The 17,194-nt window shown below is 39.1% G+C and carries 17 protein-coding genes; 15 read left to right on the forward strand and 2 right to left on the reverse strand.

The window, feature by feature from the left end; genetic code table 11:
- Positions 1-26: 26 nt before the first annotated feature.
- The 3 genes from yabG to CEY16_RS12270 all read left to right on the forward strand — a co-directional run bounded on the left by yabG (position 27) and on the right by CEY16_RS12270 (position 1,648).
- On the forward strand, positions 27-917 hold the full coding sequence (gene yabG, locus CEY16_RS12260) for a sporulation peptidase YabG (RefSeq protein WP_101332320.1): 891 nt from the start codon (positions 27-29) through the stop codon (positions 915-917).
- 194 nt (positions 918-1,111) lie between these two features.
- Positions 1,112-1,366 carry a biofilm formation stimulator Veg gene (gene veg / locus CEY16_RS12265; protein ID WP_101332321.1) on the forward strand — a complete coding sequence of 85 codons (255 nt, stop codon included), beginning with the start codon at positions 1,112-1,114 and terminating at the stop codon, positions 1,364-1,366.
- 108 nt (positions 1,367-1,474) lie between these two features.
- Positions 1,475-1,648, forward strand: coding sequence for a small, acid-soluble spore protein, alpha/beta type (locus CEY16_RS12270; protein ID WP_101332322.1), 174 nt, complete (start codon positions 1,475-1,477; stop codon positions 1,646-1,648).
- 48 nt (positions 1,649-1,696) lie between these two features.
- On the opposite strand, the gene CEY16_RS12275 is transcribed toward CEY16_RS12270, so the two are convergent.
- Both CEY16_RS12275 and CEY16_RS12280 read right to left on the reverse strand, forming a co-directional pair.
- Positions 1,697-2,140, reverse strand: a complete 444-nt coding sequence (locus tag CEY16_RS12275; RefSeq protein WP_101332323.1) for a VOC family protein — start codon at positions 2,138-2,140, stop codon at positions 1,697-1,699.
- A gap of 47 nt (positions 2,141-2,187) precedes the next feature.
- Entirely contained in the window at positions 2,188-2,493 is a 306-nt protein-coding gene (locus CEY16_RS12280) for a DUF5316 family protein (protein ID WP_101332324.1), read from the reverse strand.
- A gap of 215 nt (positions 2,494-2,708) precedes the next feature.
- On the opposite strand from CEY16_RS12280, the gene ispE reads away from it, so the two are divergent.
- The 12 genes from ispE (at position 2,709) to yabN (ending at position 17,188) form a co-directional block, all read left to right on the forward strand.
- The gene (ispE, locus tag CEY16_RS12285; RefSeq protein WP_101332325.1) at positions 2,709-3,557 is read left to right on the forward strand and encodes a 4-(cytidine 5'-diphospho)-2-C-methyl-D-erythritol kinase; all 849 of its coding nucleotides are present in this window, start codon (positions 2,709-2,711) and stop codon (positions 3,555-3,557) included.
- A gap of 65 nt (positions 3,558-3,622) precedes the next feature.
- Positions 3,623-4,441: a pur operon repressor gene (purR, locus tag CEY16_RS12290; protein ID WP_101332326.1), complete on the forward strand. Its 819-nt coding sequence runs from the start codon at positions 3,623-3,625 to the stop codon at positions 4,439-4,441.
- Positions 4,442-4,668: 227 nt separating this feature from the next.
- Positions 4,669-4,962, forward strand: a complete 294-nt coding sequence (gene spoVG, locus CEY16_RS12295; RefSeq protein WP_101332327.1) for a septation regulator SpoVG — start codon at positions 4,669-4,671, stop codon at positions 4,960-4,962.
- Between the two features lie 569 nt (positions 4,963-5,531).
- Positions 5,532-6,908 carry a bifunctional UDP-N-acetylglucosamine diphosphorylase/glucosamine-1-phosphate N-acetyltransferase GlmU gene (gene glmU, locus CEY16_RS12300; RefSeq protein ID WP_101332328.1) on the forward strand — a complete coding sequence of 459 codons (1,377 nt, stop codon included), beginning with the start codon at positions 5,532-5,534 and terminating at the stop codon, positions 6,906-6,908.
- Positions 6,909-6,927: 19 nt separating this feature from the next.
- Positions 6,928-7,881 (forward strand): ribose-phosphate diphosphokinase, encoded by a 954-nt coding sequence (locus CEY16_RS12305; RefSeq protein ID WP_101332329.1) that lies wholly within the window; start codon positions 6,928-6,930, stop codon positions 7,879-7,881.
- A gap of 82 nt (positions 7,882-7,963) precedes the next feature.
- Positions 7,964-8,626, forward strand: a complete 663-nt coding sequence (locus CEY16_RS12310) for a 50S ribosomal protein L25/general stress protein Ctc (RefSeq protein WP_101332330.1) — start codon at positions 7,964-7,966, stop codon at positions 8,624-8,626.
- Positions 8,627-8,944: 318 nt separating this feature from the next.
- A complete protein-coding gene (gene pth, locus CEY16_RS12315; RefSeq protein ID WP_101332331.1) occupies positions 8,945-9,505 on the forward strand; it encodes an aminoacyl-tRNA hydrolase in 561 nt (186 codons plus the stop codon).
- Positions 9,506-9,561: 56 nt separating this feature from the next.
- Positions 9,562-9,789 carry an anti-sigma-F factor Fin gene (locus CEY16_RS12320; RefSeq protein WP_101332332.1) on the forward strand — a complete coding sequence of 76 codons (228 nt, stop codon included), beginning with the start codon at positions 9,562-9,564 and terminating at the stop codon, positions 9,787-9,789.
- Positions 9,790-9,930: 141 nt separating this feature from the next.
- Positions 9,931-13,470, forward strand: coding sequence for a transcription-repair coupling factor (gene mfd / locus CEY16_RS12325; protein ID WP_101332333.1), 3,540 nt, complete (start codon positions 9,931-9,933; stop codon positions 13,468-13,470).
- A 102-nt stretch (positions 13,471-13,572) separates the two neighbouring features.
- Positions 13,573-14,106 carry a stage V sporulation protein T gene (gene spoVT / locus CEY16_RS12330; RefSeq protein ID WP_101332334.1) on the forward strand — a complete coding sequence of 178 codons (534 nt, stop codon included), beginning with the start codon at positions 13,573-13,575 and terminating at the stop codon, positions 14,104-14,106.
- Positions 14,107-14,168: 62 nt separating this feature from the next.
- Positions 14,169-15,740, forward strand: coding sequence for a putative polysaccharide biosynthesis protein (locus CEY16_RS12335; protein WP_101332335.1), 1,572 nt, complete (start codon positions 14,169-14,171; stop codon positions 15,738-15,740).
- A complete protein-coding gene (gene yabN, locus CEY16_RS12340) occupies positions 15,740-17,188 on the forward strand; it encodes a bifunctional methyltransferase/pyrophosphohydrolase YabN (protein ID WP_101332336.1) in 1,449 nt (482 codons plus the stop codon). Before CEY16_RS12335 ends, yabN begins: the two co-directional genes overlap by 1 nt.
- Positions 17,189-17,194: the final 6 nt, after the last annotated feature.

Raw genomic sequence — 17,194 nt, forward strand, 5'->3', positions numbered from 1 at the left:
GTATCGATTACAAGGGGGAGACACTCATGAGCTGGCAAAAAGGTGATATCGTTTCTAGAAAGTCTTATGGGCATGATGTATTGTTTCGAGTTCGTTCTCTAACAAAGGACCAAGCAATTTTGATCGGAGAAGACTTTAGGTTAGAAGCGGATGCCCCATTCGATGATTTAGTAAAAGTGAAGGATGAGGACCGTGAGCGGTATCATCAAGAAATGAAGAAAGAAGAAGATCTATCCTACCGGATGTTCCGTCAAGATTATTATTTACGTTCTTTTAGAAACCAGCAACAACCTTCTACCGCAGAAACTCAGGAAACAAAACAATTCCAACTATGTCCCAAAGTATTGCATATCGATGGCGATTCTTTGTTTTTGAAAAAATGCATACATCTTTATCAACGTCTTGGGCTGCAAGTTCATGGCATCCATTTGGAAGAGTCAGAAATACCTATGAAAGTGAACGCCCTCGTGCAAAAAATCCAACCGGATATCCTTGTGGTTACTGGACATGACTCTTATTCCAAGCAAAAAGGTGAACGGGAAAATATAAGGGCTTATCGTAATAGTAAATATTTTGTGGAATCAGTTCGAGAGGCCCGAAAAGTCATCCCGAGCTTAGATCAACTTGTTATTTTTGCTGGAGCCTGTCAATCCCACTTTGAATCGCTCATAAAAGCAGGTTCAAACTTTGCAAGCTCCCCTACAAGAATTAATATTCACGCATTAGACCCTGTTTATGTGGTTGCTAAAGTAGGATATACACCGTTTATGGATAAAGTAGATATTTATGATGTTATCAGTAAGACTGTGACAAAAGAAAAAGGAATCGGTGGGGTTGAAACAAGAGGACTCTTTCGAGTTGGATTACCATACGTCAAGTCCACTCCTATTACAAACGAAAAAGCACAAGAAGAATAGTTTCACCTGCTAAAAATAGGCTTTCATTTCAACTTATTAGAAAACTGTGTATTAAAATACCATATCAGGGTAAATATATAGGGAGATTGCAGATATTTATATTGACATACTTTATCCGGTACTGTTACAATGTAATATTTATTTTGACTATATGGCCAAAATGTGGTATAGTATTCTTAGTGAGGTGGAGTCTATTGGGAAAAACACTAGCAGAAATTAAACAAGTTTTAGATGATCAAATTGGTGAACGTTTGACATTGAAAGCGAATGGTGGTCGTAGAAAGACAATTGAACGTTGCGGAATATTAGCAGAGACATATCCTTCCGTTTTTATTGTTGAACTAGATCAAGAAGAACATTCATTTGAACGAGTTTCATACAGTTATGCAGATGTTTTAACGGAGACAGTGGAAATTACCTTCACAGATCAAGTCACCAAGATGGCATAACGCAGTATTTAGGTACTGCTTCTTTTTATTCCATCCTTTACCACAATTTTTAGGCTAAACATACATATACTATGGATGTCGTAAAATTGTATAAAGGAGTTGTGGTCATTGAGTAGACGAAGAGGCGTCATGTCTGAGCAGTTGAAAGAAGAGATCGCAAAAGAACTAGGTTTTTACGACACGGTTCAAAAAGAAGGATGGGGAGGCATCAAATCACGTGATGCCGGTAATATGGTGAAACGTGCAGTTGAGATGGCTGAACAATCTTTCAGAAAAGGGTAGATCTTCGGATCTGCTCTTTTTTTGTGCATTTCGACTATTCACTTACTTTTATTGATCTTCAATAATTAACATATCAGTATCATCAAACTCCCAATCTTCTCCATAGGCGACTTCCCAATAGTAGCCATCAAGATCGGTAAAGTATCCGCCGTAACCACCCCAACCAGCCTTTTCTGGTTGTTTTTGGATGGTAGCACCAGCTAATTCTGCTTTATTTAAAATCTCATCCACATCTTCCATTGACTTTGCATTATACGCTAAAGTAATTCCTGAAAATCCATTTGAGATGTCAGGTGGATGCTTTTCATTCACATCCTTAGCAAGTTCTTCTAACGGGTACAAAGCAATTCTTGTTCCATTATTTTTAAAGAAAATAATAGCGGGGTTTGATTCTGTCCCTCTAATTGAGGTATCAAAGCCAAGTTCCTTAAAGAAGTTATGAGATTTTACGATATCTTTTGTTCCAAGTGTAATTAGATTTAATCTGTTCATATTTTTCCTCCTACAAACTTTAAGTACTTCACTTTCTTACTGAAAAGCTAATATGTTATTAAACCTATAATTATTAGTACAAGCAGGAATGCTGCATTTGGAGCACTCAGTAATACCAACCCAATTATCCATTTCCTTTTATCATCGTTATCCATTTTGTTTTCTGAATGGTAATTAGCTCTATTCCTGTCTCCACTTACAAAAGCCCCAGATAATAGTCCAGCAACCAGTAATGGTAACAAAGCACTAACACCAATTACTTTCAAAACCATATCCCAATCACTTGTAACGAATCCATAAATGACTGCGCAGAGTGTATTTAATAGTCCTACTATTATTAATTTCAAATTCAATTAATCTCCCCCATTTAATAATGATCCAATCTCTAAATTTTGGGTTCCTTTATATAGGATTATAACATTCAATTTCCTTTTATGTGGTAATTTTTAGAATTTTACTATAGTAATGAAACGGATTCCTTGTGAGTTTATTTGGCTATTTCCCTCCTGCTCGCTGACAGCCATTATATGTTACAATCATTAAGACGATTTACTAAGTAGGTGAAAGAATGATTTATGAAAAAGCTCCAGCAAAAATAAATTTGACTTTAGATATATTACATAAACGAACTGACGGTTATCATGAGGTCGAAATGATTATGACGACAATTGATCTATCGGACCGCTTATCCTTTGAAAAAAGAGGCGATCAGAAAATTTTAATTGAATCTGATAATCGTTTTGTTCCAAATGATAAAAGGAATTTGGTTTATCAAGCTGCTGATTTGATGATTAGAAAATACGAACTTTCCCAAGGTGTAACCATCCACATGGACAAGAATATTCCGGTAGCAGCAGGACTTGCAGGTGGAAGCAGTGATGCGGCTGCTACGTTACGTGGAGTCAATCGCTTGTTCGAACTTGGACTTACTTCTGGGGAATTGCAGGAATTAGGTGCAACTCTTGGTTCTGATGTCCCTTTCTGTGTAACAGGTGGAACAGCGTTGGCAACGGGGCGAGGTGAAAAACTGAAACCTCTGCCTGCATTACCACCATGCTGGGTCGTGCTTGGTAAACCATCAGTCGGAGTTTCAACAAAAGAAGTGTACGGGAAAGTGAATTTTGAACAAATGAAACACCCACAAACCGAAGAAGCCATTCATGCCTTAGAACAACAAGATTTCTATGAAGTGTGTGATCATCTAGAGAATGTTTTGGAGCCGATTACTGTTCGTATGCACGGAGAAATTTCCCGTATTAAAAGTCGCATGGAACAAGCGGGGGGAGATGGAGTACTTATGAGCGGGAGTGGTCCTACTGTTTTCGCTTTATCTGCACACCAATCGAGAGCTGAAGGAATTTACAATAGCTTGAAAGGGTTCTGTTCAGAGGTATATATTGTACGAAACTTACGTTAATGTATGGATTTTACCTAAATTTCATGGTATATTTAATCATATTATTCGGTTTTTGAGGTGAAGCAATGAAACGTAGTGAAAGATTGGTCGGGATGACTAATTTCTTTTTAGAAAACCCACGCAAACTTTTTTCCCTACCTTATTTCGTTAAAACCTATGATGCTGCTAAATCTTCGATCAGTGAGGATATTGATATCATAGACGATATGTTTCGAAAAATGGGTATAGGGCACTTGGATACTGTGTCTGGCGCTTCTGGAGGGGTTTATTATACTCCTGATTACAGTGAAAAAAATAGTAATGAAGCCATTGAAGAGATGATTTCCATTCTAGAGGACGAAAAGCGGGTCCTGCCAGGTGGATATGTATACATGAGTGATTTGTTAGGGGATCCGAAGTATGTCCGTTTGATCGGTAAAATATTCGCTTCAGCTTTCCAGGACGTACCCATCGATTACATAGTTACAGTAGCGACTAAAGGAATTCCATTAGCCTACGCTGTTGCGGAAGTACTGAATGTTCCTGTGGTTATTATACGGAGAGATCCTAAAGTAACAGAGGGTTCCACCGTAAGCATAAATTATGTGTCAGGTTCTTCTAGGAAGATTCAGACGATGGTTCTGGCTAAGAGAAGTATTCAAGAAGGTTCGAACGTATTGATTGTTGATGACTTCATGAAAGCTGGTGGAACGATTCAAGGGATGACCAGTCTGATGCAGGAGTTCAATGTTACGGTAAGCGGAATCGGAGTCTTGGCAGAGGCTGAGGATGAAGATGAAGATAGAAAAATAGAAGACTATGTTTCTTTACTCAAATTTGTTGAGGTTGATGAAAGAACCAAACATATTCAAGTTAAAAAAGGAAACTACTTTAACAGCAAATAAAACTTACATGCCAAAGGTCGCTGATCTTTGGTTTTTTTATATAATTTTTTTTCAAATAAAGAAGGATATTTTTGTAAGGTGTAGAAATTGTAATATAAGCCCTATTTTTTCATACCTTTATGGAATATTAAATTTTATTATATTGAGCGAAAGGTATGTAAAAATGCCAGCTAACTCCGATATTCTGAGTAAGCACAGTTTTTTTACTAAAAAGGTGGTGAGACATAATGCAAGTAACTGATGTAAGATTACGCCGAGTAAACACGGAAGGACGTATGCGTGCCATCGCATCGATCACTTTGGACGAGGAGTTTGTTGTCCATGACATTCGTGTTATTGATGGAAACAACGGATTATTTGTAGCAATGCCTAGTAAACGTACTCCGGATGGAGAGTTTAGAGACATTGCTCACCCAATTAATTCTGACACTCGTAGTAAACTCCAAGAGGCAGTCTTGGAAGAATACAATCGTGTCGGGGAAGAAGTTGAATATGAAGAAGCAGGTGCAGGTGCTTCATAAACATTCAAATCCATAAGAAGTCTAATCTCAAATGATTAGACTTCTTTTTATTTACCCGAAACAAAGGAAGGTAAACCTATTTTTTACATGTCTTTGATTAAATTTAATTTTGTTTTGTAGGATCTAATTGATGTCACCATAGAGTCTCTATCTGAGGGAAAAATGTTCTGATGTCGGTGTTGACCACAGGACGTGACGAGTTTATCTATCTTGTAGTTGTCTCTATGAATTAATATCACTTATTGAAGACGAAGAACGAAAGACGGTGACGCCTGTGGAAATAGCGCGTACCTCAACTTTCCCAAACGACTATAGTCATTTGGAAAAGTTGAGTAGTACCTACTGTAAAGAAGACACTGCGATTGTTAACAGAGCAGATGTCGAACTTATGCCCTCGGGTGCAAGCATCCGCCTGAAAGAGATTCGCCAGAATCCACAATCAAATTTAACAGTCTTTTACATAAATTCAGAGTGCACAAAAATGTCAAAATGTGTTGCCTGCTCTTAAGTTGCAACCACGCTATTTTTAAGATATATTCATAGTGGATGAATGTGTTGGAGGGAAAAAAATGTCGAATAGATTCGCAGTTGTTTTAGCTGCAGGTAAAGGCACAAGAATGAAGTCTGATTTGTATAAAGTCCTTCATTCTGTATGTGATAAACCAATGGTTCAACACGTGGTTGACCAATTGAATGAGTTAAAACTCGATCAAATTATTACGATAGTAGGCCACGGGGCTGAAAAAGTGAAAGATCAACTAGGTGAACAGACTGAATACGCCCTTCAAGAAGAACAGCTTGGGACAGGCCATGCGGTACAAATGGCTGAGCCTTATATAGGTGGGCGTCAAGGTACAACTGTTGTTGTTTGCGGTGATACACCTATGCTCACTTCAAAGACGATTGATGAATTGATGAAGCATCATGAACAAGAAGATGCAAAGGTCACTGTATTGACCACTGAAATGGACGATCCATCTGGTTATGGTCGTGTGATCCGAAGTTCTGATCATTCGGTTGACCGCATTGTCGAGGATAAAGACGCATCTTCTGATGAGAAACAAGTGAAGGAAATCAACACTGGAACTTATTGCTTTGACAATGAGTTGTTATTTGATGCACTGAACAATGTTTCAAATGACAATGCACAAGGAGAATATTATTTACCTGATGTCCTTGAAATCGCTAAAAAACAAGGGGACAAAGTTAGTGCATACTCCACTCCTCGATCAGAAGAAACGATTGGTGTGAACGACAGGGTTGCTTTAGCAAAAGCTGAAGTTCTTATGAAACGACGCACGAATGAACGTTTGATGAGAGAAGGAGTTACCATTGTTGACCCAGATAACACTTATATCGGGACGGATGTGAAAGTTGGCACAGATACAGTGATTCAACCTGGCTGTGTCATTCAAGGAGATACACAAATCGGTTCAAATGTAGAAATAGGGCCTCATACCGAGATCAAAGATTCAGCTATCGGGGATGGAACGCACATTAAACAAAGTGTGGTAACAGATAGTCGAGTCGGGAAAGATGTTTCTATTGGGCCTTTCGCTCATATCAGACCAGCTAGTGATATTCATGATCAAGTCAAAATCGGCAACTTCGTCGAAATAAAGAAAACTTCTATGGCTAAAAATAGCAAAGCGTCTCACCTTTCTTATTTAGGCGATGCCGAAATTGGAAAAGATGTGAATGTCGGTTGTGGTTCAATTACCGTAAACTACGACGGGAAAGAGAAGCACAAAACGATTATAGAAGACGGAGCTTTTATTGGTTGTAATTCTAATCTAGTAGCTCCTGTAAAAATTGAAAAAGGTGCATATGTTGCAGCAGGGTCCACGATTACGAAGGACGTACCTGAGAAATCACTGTCCATTGCAAGATCCAGACAAGAGAATAAAGAAGGCTACTTAGAGCGTTTAAACAAAAGTAAAAAATAATGATGGAGGCTCCCTTATTATGACTAATCAATATCAAGACCCATATTTGAAAGTGTTTTCATTGAATTCCAATCCAGCATTAGCTGAAGAGATTGCCGACTCAATTGGAGTGGAGTTAGGAAAATCTTCCGTCAATCGTTTCAAGGATGGAGAAGTACAAATTAATATTGAAGAAAGTGTACGTGGGTGTGAAGTATTTGTCGTGCAATCGACATCTGCTCCCGTAAACGAACACCTTATGGAATTGTTGATCATGATTGACGCTTTGAAGCGCGCATCAGCTAGATCAATTAACATTGTCATGCCTTATTACGGGTACGCTCGTCAGGATCGTAAGGCAAGATCAAGAGAGCCGATTACTGCAAAGTTAGTAGCTGACCTTTTAGAAACTGCAGGTGCAGATCGAGTGATTACATTAGATCTACATGCTGCCCAAATCCAAGGGTTCTTCAATATACCAATCGATCACTTGGTAGGGGTTCCAATTCTAAGTGAATACTTTGAAAATAAAGGGTTAGAAGATATTGTCGTAGTATCACCTGATCATGGTGGAGTTACTCGAGCGCGTCTACTAGCAGATCGACTAAAAGCACCGATTGCGATCATTGATAAACGTCGACCGCAAGCGAACGTTGCAGAAGTTATGAATATCGTTGGTAATATTGAAGGCAAGACGGCTATATTAATCGACGATATCATTGATACAGCAGGGACGATTACATTAGCTGCTAATGCGATGGAAGAAAACGGAGCTAAAGAAGTTTACGCTTGCTGTACTCACCCTGTACTATCAGGGCCAGCACTAGAGCGTATAGAGAATTCAGTGCTGAAAGAAGTAATTGTAACGAATACGATCCCACTAGCAGAAGGGTTAGAATCAGATAAAATCAAGCCTTTATCTGTAGGGGAGTTAATCGGTGAATCGATTAAACGTGTACATGAACATCGCTCAATCAGTACGCTTTTCAACTAGAGTTGTACAAAAAGCGTTTAAAAAGGTATAATAAAAGGAAATTAAATTAAGTAGAATTATTGAAATGCGGAGGTATAAAGAGATGACAGCAACAATTAATGCAAAAGCAAGAAATGATATGAGAGGTTCTAATACAAAGAAAATTAGAAAAGAAGGTCTTATTCCAGCTGTAGTATACGGCAAGGAGAAAGAGCCTGTGACTATTTCTTTAGATAGTGTTGAACTTATTAAAAAGGTTCGTGAAGAAGGTAAAAACGCTGTATTTTCATTAGATATCGAAGGCGGTCAAACATTGGATGTCATGCTTTATGACTATCAATCAGATGTCATCAAAGACGAATTGATCCACGCTGACTTTTATCAAGTCGATATGTCTTCTGAAGTTGATGTTGAAGTATATATCAACGTTGAAGGCGAATCTATGGGTGAAAAAGATGGCGGTGTAAGACAGCAAACAATGCACCAAATCAATGTTCGTGCGACTCCTAATAACATTCCAGAAGAAATCACTGTTGAAGTTTCTGAACTTGAAATTGGTGACAGTGTGACTGTTGGAGATTTAAATGTAACTGGTAAATACGAAATCATGGATGATGAAGAATCAACAATCATCACAATCCTACCACCACAACAAGAAGACATTCCAGAAGCTGGTGAAGAAGGATTAGCAGATGACGAACAAGCGGAACCAGAAGTCATTGGAGAAAAATCTGATGATGAAGAAGATAACAAAGAAGAAAAGTAAGATAGTTTTTAAAATATAATTTATCAAGATAGGCAGATCGAAGTCCATTAACTACTAATTGGCTTCGGTCTGTTTTATTGTCAGGAATAAAGAACCCTGGCAAAGTTAATAGTTTTTTTTATACTTTAAGAATGTTTAACTTTGTTAAAGGGCTAAAGTATGTGAAAAACAAAGGCTTTCGCCATTAGGACTTGGCGATAAGCCAAGTTTTTCTCAATGAATTTAAGGGAATGATATAGTGAATTCAACGATAGAAACTATTTGATCGAATGATTATCAGCTTTAAATACATATACATTGATAAAGGAGTCTATTGAGATGAAGTGCATCGTCGGTTTAGGTAATCCAGGACTGAAATATAAGAAGACAAGACATAATATCGGTTTTCAAGTGATCGATGAACTTGCTGCGAAGCAAAAATGGAAATTTCAAAAAGGTAAATTTGAGTCTCATTATATTTACGAACGTTTGAATGGGGAACAAATTCTTTTGTTAAAACCTCAGACATTCATGAATTTATCAGGTAAAGCAATCAAGCAAGCAGCAGATTTTTATCAAATAGAGCCGCAAGATATTTTAGTTATTTATGATGACTTGGATTTACCGACAGGTAAGATCCGCTTACGTCAAAAAGGCGGTCACGGTGGTCATAATGGCATCAGAAGTACGATTGATCAGATAGGTACAAAAGAGTTCAATCGGTTACGCTTCGGCATAGGACGTCCTAAAGAGAACCTTGAAGTCACTCATTATGTATTAGGTAAGTTTTCAAAAGAAGAATTGAAAGACGTCCAACCTTCTGTACAACGTGCAGTTGAAGCTTGTGAGGAATGGACCGAACAACCTTTTCTTGAAGTGATGAATCACTTCAATCAATGAATGAGCCACTTGGAATTAGGAAAAGCTAAGCTTAACTAAGCTTAGGAGGTTTATTCATGTCCTTAAAAATTACTTGCCGCCATTGTAAAAAGCCGATGGGTGAGATAAAAGATGATACTGAGATTAAAGAATTGTTGAACGATCTTTCTGCATTAAATGAGACGGAAGGTAGTATTCACCAACAAGAAGATGGGACACGGTCATTGGAGTTAGTTTGCGAAAATTGCGAAGAGATATTGAATGAAAACCCAACATTATTTGAACTAGATTATTTTATCCATTGATTGAATAACAGCAATCGAAACCGCAGTTGAACTAGCTGCGGGTTGTTGGTATTGGTATGGGATGTAAATAACTACTGTTGAAACAATCAATAAATGTAATATATTAACCATATTTGGTTTGAGCATAAGGGGGAGAAGTTGTTGCAATCGATTAAAAATTACTTAGCCACCCAAGATGATGTAGTAAATCTCATCGAAGGTTTAGAAAACGGAATGACTGAGCAAATTGTATCAGGGCTGACAAACACTCTTAGAAGTACTTTCACTTCCATTCTTCATGAATCGTCAAGTAGACCAGTGCTCTATGTGACCCACCATTTGACGCAAGCTCAGAAAGTGTATGAGGACTTGCTTACGATTTCCGAAAAGGACCATCGTGTTTATCTGTATCCAGTAAATGAATTGTTAGCTGCAGAAATTACAACGGCTTCTCCTGAACTGAAGGCTCAACGCCTCGATGTTTGGAAGGAATGGAGAACGAATCAGCAAGGGATCATGGTGGTTCCTGTTGCAGCTTTGAAGCGGGCATTACCCCCAGTTGATGCTCAAGTTACAGCGAACGTCACATTCAAAAAAGATACAACTTTTCCTTTTGAATCTGCTGTAGAACAATTGATTTCGCTCGGTTATAAGTATACAGATATGGTGACGACTCCTGGTGAAATCAGTCGACGTGGGGGTATTGTAGACATTTACCCATTAACTGAAGATTATCCGGTTCGCGTAGAATGGTTTGATGATGAAGTGGAATCCATTCGATATTTTGACGCCGAATCTCAACGTTCTGCTACAGAACTGGAATCGATTGAAGTAGGCCCAGCTGATGAATTCTTGATTACTAGCGATCAAATGATGCGAGGCGCTGAGGAATTAAAGGTTCGTCTTGAGAAATCAATGGAGGCCATTGAAGATTTCAATGAGAAAGAAAAACTTCGAGAGACAATCATGTATGATGTTGAACGTCTCGCACAAGGTGATTCTTTCCCAGGTAATTATAAATATTTATCGCTATTCTTTGATCGTGTTGATAGTTTGTTAGATTATACTTCAAAAGACACCGTGGTCATCCTAGATGAAATGAGCCGGATATCTGAAAAGGCAGAGCAACTGGATAGGGAAGAAGCGAATTGGTATACGGAAATGCTTCAGAACCGTTCCATTGTGCAAGATTTGCAGGTCTCTTTTGACTGGACGACTGTGTTAGAAAAAATGAATCATCAAAAGATCTATTTCTCTTTATTTTTAAGGCACATCCCCAACACGAAACCTGAAAATATCATCAACTTTTCAAGTAGACAAATGCAGCAGTTCCATGGACAGATGAATCTTCTCCAAAATGAGTTCGAACGTTGGAAGAAGAATGATTATTCAGTGGTCGTTTACGGAAGTGATAGAGAAAGGTTAGAACGGATTCAACGAGTGCTGGACGATTATGACATGACGGTCCATACAATTAAAGAACCTTTCGAATTGCCACAATCAGAACCTCTTGCTGCGATCGGTGATCTGCAAGAGGGCTTTGAGATGCCTAATTATAGACTCGCAGTGCTGACTGAAGAAGAGTTATTCAAAAAGAAGAAACCTAAAAAGCGTAGAAAACAGAAGCTTTCGAACGCAGAGAGAATAAAGAGTTATCAAGAATTATCTATTGGAGACTATGTCGTACATTCAAATCATGGGATCGGGAAGTATATAGGTATAGAAACTTTAGAAGTAAATCAAAAACATAAAGATTATATGGTCATCCGTTACTCTGGAAACGATAAATTATTCGTTCCCGTAGACCAGATTGACCAAGTGCAAAAATATGTAGGATCCGAAGCGAAGGAACCTAAGCTTTATAAGTTGGGCGGAAGCGAATGGAAAAAAGTTAAGTCCCGGGTGAAATCATCTGTTGAAGATATCGCGGATGATCTGATCAAGTTGTATGCTGAACGAGAAGCATCGAAAGGGCACGCTTTTTCTGAGGATACTGAAATGCAGAAGGATTTTGAAGCGACGTTCCCTTATGAAGAAACCGAGGACCAAATTCGGTGTATCGAAGAAATCAAAGAGGATATGGAAAGAGAGCGCCCAATGGATCGTTTGCTTTGCGGGGACGTAGGTTACGGAAAGACCGAAGTGGCAATCCGCGCGGCTTTCAAGGCGATTGTAGACGGTAAACAGGTGGCTGTATTAGTACCTACAACTATTTTAGCGCAACAACACTTTGAAACGTTTCAAGAGCGTTTCCAAGAGTTTGGAATCAATGTCGGTTTGTTAAGTCGTTTCAGAACACCAAATCAGCAAAAAGAAACGCTTGACCGTTTGAGAAAAGGGTTAATAGATGTGGTGATAGGTACTCACCGTGTTTTATCAAAAGATGTGAAATTCAAAGACTTAGGCCTATTGGTCGTCGATGAGGAGCAGCGTTTCGGGGTTAAGCATAAAGAAAAAATCAAACAGTTGAAGGCGAATGTCGATGTCCTGACATTAACTGCGACACCAATTCCAAGGACGTTACACATGTCGATGGTCGGGGTGAGGGATTTATCAGTCATTGAAACTCCACCAGAGAATCGTTTCCCAATCCAGACATATGTAGTGGAATATAATCCTGCATTCATTCGAGAAGCTATCGAGAGGGAATTGGCACGTGGAGGTCAAGTGTTTTTCTTATACAATCGGGTCGATCTGATCGACAGGGTTGCGCATGAGATCGATGAATTAGTCGATGATGCAAAGGTGAATTACGCCCATGGTCAAATGAACGAAAGACAGCTTGAAAACATCATGTTTGATTTCTTGGAAGGCGAGTTTGATGTCCTTGTCAGCACGACAATCATCGAAACAGGTGTGGATATTCCGAATGTGAACACATTAATTGTCTATGATGCGGACAAAATGGGCCTTAGCCAGCTGTATCAGCTAAGAGGTAGGGTTGGAAGATCTAATCGTTTAGCCTATGCCTATTTCACTCATCAACCAAATAAAGTGCTCACAGAAATTGCAGAGAAACGATTAGAAGCTATCAAAGAATTTACTGAACTTGGCTCGGGCTTTAAAATTGCCATGCGCGACCTATCGATTCGAGGAGCAGGAAATCTTTTAGGAACTGAACAGCATGGGTTTATTGATTCTGTCGGTTTTGATATGTACTCCCAGATGTTGAATGATGCAATCAAAGCTAAACAAAAAGGAGTCCCATATGAAGAATCTAAGCCATTCGAAGTAGAAATGACGATCGATTTAGATGCTTATATTCCACCGTCATATATTGATGATGAAGCACAGAAAATCGAGATGTATAAACGAATTCAAGCAGTAGAAGAAGCAACTGAGATTTATGAAATAAAAGATGAAATGCTCGACCGTTTTGGCGAGTATCCTCAAGAAGTAGAGGATCTCCTTCAAGTCTCACGCATCAGATTGTATGCCTTGCAAGAGAAGGTCGAGTCTATCTATGAAAAGAAAAATAAAATTGAATTGATGGTGGACGCGGATGAAAGTCAGTCCGTTGATGGTACAGAGCTATTTAATCTAGCCAATGAATTTGGCAGACAGGTACTCTTAGGTACGGAAGGTAAGCAGTTGAAAATCACAATTCAATTCCAGCGAAGCAATAAACATGACAGGTACGAACTCCTTGAAAAGTTGTTATCAAAGTTACATCGGACGAAAAAACAAAAAACGGGTGAATAGTTTATTTCTGTTGCCTCATACTAAAACTACTAGCAGGTGAACGAACGGTTCAATATATTCTTCACCAATTGCGAGTACATCATAGAAAGAGGGATTGTCACTATGAAAGCAACAGGGATCGTACGCCGTATTGATGATTTGGGGCGAGTTGTAGTGCCTAAGGAGATACGGAGAACACTTCGTATTAGAGAGGGAGATCCTCTGGAGATTTTTGTTGATCGAGAAGGGGAAGTTATCTTAAAAAAATACTCACCGATCAATGAGCTGAGTGAGTTTGCTACTGAGTATGCACAGTCATTATTCGAGTCCATCGGGAATAAAATATTAATTTCCGATCGAGATGAAATTATTGCTGTTGCAGGTGCTTCTAAGAAGGAATATTTAAACAAAGATGTTGGACAACCTGTAGAAAAATGTATGGAGAAAAGAGAAAGTCAACTTGAGCGTAACGAATTCACACAAGAGTTTATTAACGGGCATGAAGAAACGGTCTCATCATTTTTTATACAACCGATCGTATCAAACGGTGATCCAGTAGGAAGTATCATATTACTTATGGAAAAAGGATCGATTTCTGACGTTGAAACCACGGTCATTCAAACAGCATCACACTTTCTAGCACGGCAGATGGAGTAGAGACGAATCGTCTCTGCTCCTTTATGCTATAATGGAAGAAATTCATTCCATTGGAGTTACTTATGAGCGGACAAGCTATGTGGGTGAAGGGGACACTTCTTTTATCAATTGCAGGATTATTGAGCAAAGTGTTAGGGATGGTGTACCGAATCCCTCTACAAAACCTAGCTGGAGACGAAGGGTTATATATTTATCAGCAAATCTATCCGATTCTCTCTTTAGCTATTATATTATCTCTGTATAGTATACCGAGTGCTATTTCTCAAGTAATAGCAGATAACAAACGACCGAACGCCTCGATACGTATAAAAGACGTGTTGGTGGTGTTTTATTTATTATTCGCTGGTGGAGCTGCCGTTTTTATTCTATTGTACGCTCTAGCCCCTTGGTTGGCTGGGTTGATGGGAGATCCTCAATTGACTCAGCCGATCCGTGTGAGTAGTGCAATATTTTTAGTAATACCTTTTACAGCATTTTTAAGAGGGTATTTTCAAATCGAAGATCAATATTCCGTGATGGCTTCATCCCAAGTGGTTGAACAACTTTTTCGTGTAGCTGGTATTATCATTTTCACCGTTATAATCACTGGTGCCGGGTTGTCACTTTATCAAGTGGGCACGTTGGCTGCATGGTCGACGATCGGCGGTACAGTAGTAGGAGCTTCTTTTTTGTTCATCGCTTATAGGTTTTATATAAAAAGCCAATCCTCACGAAGCGAAAAGGTATCTATTTCACCATCGAATCTAACGCGAGGTTTATTAGTTGGTTTATCAATTTATAGCCTGACATACGTACTGCATTTATTGGTACAGGTAATCGATGTGTTTACGATGATTGATTTATTAAAAGATTGGGGAGCCTCTACTCAGGCATCAAAGGTGTGGAAAGGGGTCTACGATCGTGGTAATCCATTGATTCAATTAGGGCTTGTATTCGGTTCTTCCATCGCTTTGTCCTTGATACCATCGCTCAGGAAAAGTGATGCTGATATATCAAGTGGATCAACTGATGATGAGAAGTTTGCATTGAAGTTCACCTTTTTATTTTCAACAGCTGCAACGGCAGGTTTAATTGCCATCATGCCGATGGTCAACCCTTTGTTTTACAAGTCTTCAGACGGTACGTTCGCAATACAGTTGATGATGCCAGCAGTATTTTTACTATCATTGGTAATAACCTTTTCAGTAATTCTACAGCGGTACGGAGTCAAGTTACAGCAGTTGATTTGGGTAGTTGTGATGTTGGTTATTAAAGGGATAGGGAATACCTTGCTAATCCCTCTGTACGGAATCACGGGGGCGAGTATAGCCACATTGATCGCGTTGGCTTTCCTGACGCTCGTCATGTACTACCATTACCAGAGATTAACGAAAAGTTTAGTTAAATATACATTCTTGGTCAATACCTTGTTAGTGACAGCTTTCATGGGGTTACTGATTTCGCTGATCACTCATTGGGTATTAGATTTGATCGATATTCAAAACCGGTTGATATATATTCCGGTGGTGGCTTTGACATGTACCATAGGAGCAGCCATATTCATATATTCGACTTACAAATTCAAGTTGTTATCTAATAAAGAACTACAATTGATTACTACGTATTTGAAAGCAAAGAAAGGAACTGATGATTGATGGGTCAAATCACTGTAATAGGTTTAGGGTCAAGCTCAATTGAACAAATGCCCTTAGGTGTTTATCGCGAACTAACGAAAAATGAGCAAGTTGTATTTACGAGAACATTGGATCATCCAGTGATTAAAGAATTAATGGAAGAGGGCACCGAATTCCATTCCTTCGATCATATTTACGAAAATGAAGATCAATTTGAAGCGGTATACGACGGGATCTGTCAGGAGTTGATCAATCAGGCTCGTTCTAGGGATATTTTATATACGGTACCAGGTCACCCGATGGTTGCAGAGCGCACAGTTCAATTATTGTTGGGAGTGAAAGAAGATGATGTTCATGTTGAAATAAAGGGTGGACAAAGTTTTCTCGATGCGTTATTCACCTCTGTCGGAGTCGATCCGATCGAAGGCTTCCAATTGCTGGACGGAACGAATTTGAATCGAAAATCAATCCAATATGAACAACACCTTTTTATCGCTCAAGTGTACGATCAGCTGGTAGCTTCTGAAGTGAAGCTCACTTTACTAGAAGATCTACCTCACGACCATCCTATAAAAATTATAGAAGCGGCTGGGAGTGAAGGGGAGAAAGTAAAAACAGTCCCTTTACATGAACTGGATCATGACTTTACATTCAGCAACTTGGTTACTTTGTATGTTCCTCCTGCAGAGGTCGAAGTGTTGCACCATCAATTTTCAGTTCTTCGGAATGTGATTGCAGCACTCAGGGGGCCAGGAGGGTGTCCGTGGGATCAGAAGCAGACGCATGAATCGTTGAGAAAGTATTTGATTGAAGAAGCATATGAAGTCATAGATGCAATCGAGGAGCAAGATGACGACCATCTAGCTGAAGAGCTAGGAGATGTATTGCTGCAAGTTATGCTCCATAGCCAGATTGCTGAAGATGAAGGATACTTTACCGTTGACGATGTAATTCGATCGATCACTGATAAGATGATCAAGCGTCACCCGCATGTATTTGGTGATGTCTCCGTTGAATCTTCTGAAGAAGTCAAACAAAATTGGGAAGCGATCAAGCAACAAGGTCGCGCTGAAAAGTCATCAGTGCTGGAAGGATTGAATGAATCACTCCCTCGCCTGACCTATGCCCACGAAATGCAGAAGAAAGCTAGCAAAGTCGGTTTTGATTGGCCAGAGTCGACTGGGGTTTTCTCTAAATTGGCAGAGGAATTGAAGGAATTTGAAGAAGCGGCGTCGAATGGTAATAACCAAGAGGTGGAGGAAGAACTTGGTGATGTGTTATTTACAATTGTTAACATCTCAAGGCACTTGAAAGTTGACCCTGAAGTAGCTCTTCATCGCTCAAGTCAAAAGTTTTTAAAGCGATTCCAGTTTATCGAAAAACGTTTGCAGGAAAGAGACTTGAATATAGAAGAACAATCCTTAGACCAGTTAGAGCAGTACTGGAATGAAAGTAAAAGAGAAGTTTAATAGAAA

The organism is Halalkalibacillus sediminis, assembly GCF_002844535.1.
GTDB lineage: Bacteria > Bacillota > Bacilli > Bacillales > Alkalibacillaceae > Halalkalibacillus_A > Halalkalibacillus_A sediminis.

Excerpts from the sequence above, each read along its gene's own strand:
- spoVG (WP_101332327.1), top strand. The coding sequence starts at position 4,669 with ATGCAAGTAACTGATGTAAGATTACGCCGAGTAAACACGGAAGGACGT.
- CEY16_RS12320 (WP_101332332.1), top strand. The coding sequence starts at position 9,562 with ATGTCCTTAAAAATTACTTGCCGCCATTGTAAAAAGCCGATGGGTGAG.
- CEY16_RS12335 (WP_101332335.1), top strand. The coding sequence starts at position 14,169 with ATGAGCGGACAAGCTATGTGGGTGAAGGGGACACTTCTTTTATCAATT.
- glmU (WP_101332328.1), top strand. The coding sequence starts at position 5,532 with ATGTCGAATAGATTCGCAGTTGTTTTAGCTGCAGGTAAAGGCACAAGA.
- yabN (WP_101332336.1), top strand. The coding sequence starts at position 15,740 with ATGGGTCAAATCACTGTAATAGGTTTAGGGTCAAGCTCAATTGAACAA.
- spoVT (WP_101332334.1), top strand. The coding sequence starts at position 13,573 with ATGAAAGCAACAGGGATCGTACGCCGTATTGATGATTTGGGGCGAGTT.
- yabG (WP_101332320.1), top strand. The coding sequence starts at position 27 with ATGAGCTGGCAAAAAGGTGATATCGTTTCTAGAAAGTCTTATGGGCAT.
- CEY16_RS12310 (WP_101332330.1), top strand. The coding sequence starts at position 7,964 with ATGACAGCAACAATTAATGCAAAAGCAAGAAATGATATGAGAGGTTCT.
- ispE (WP_101332325.1), top strand. The coding sequence starts at position 2,709 with ATGATTTATGAAAAAGCTCCAGCAAAAATAAATTTGACTTTAGATATA.
- pth (WP_101332331.1), top strand. The coding sequence starts at position 8,945 with ATGAAGTGCATCGTCGGTTTAGGTAATCCAGGACTGAAATATAAGAAG.
- CEY16_RS12305 (WP_101332329.1), top strand. The coding sequence starts at position 6,928 with ATGACTAATCAATATCAAGACCCATATTTGAAAGTGTTTTCATTGAAT.
- purR (WP_101332326.1), top strand. The coding sequence starts at position 3,623 with ATGAAACGTAGTGAAAGATTGGTCGGGATGACTAATTTCTTTTTAGAA.
- CEY16_RS12275 (WP_101332323.1), bottom strand. The coding sequence starts at position 2,140 with ATGAACAGATTAAATCTAATTACACTTGGAACAAAAGATATCGTAAAA.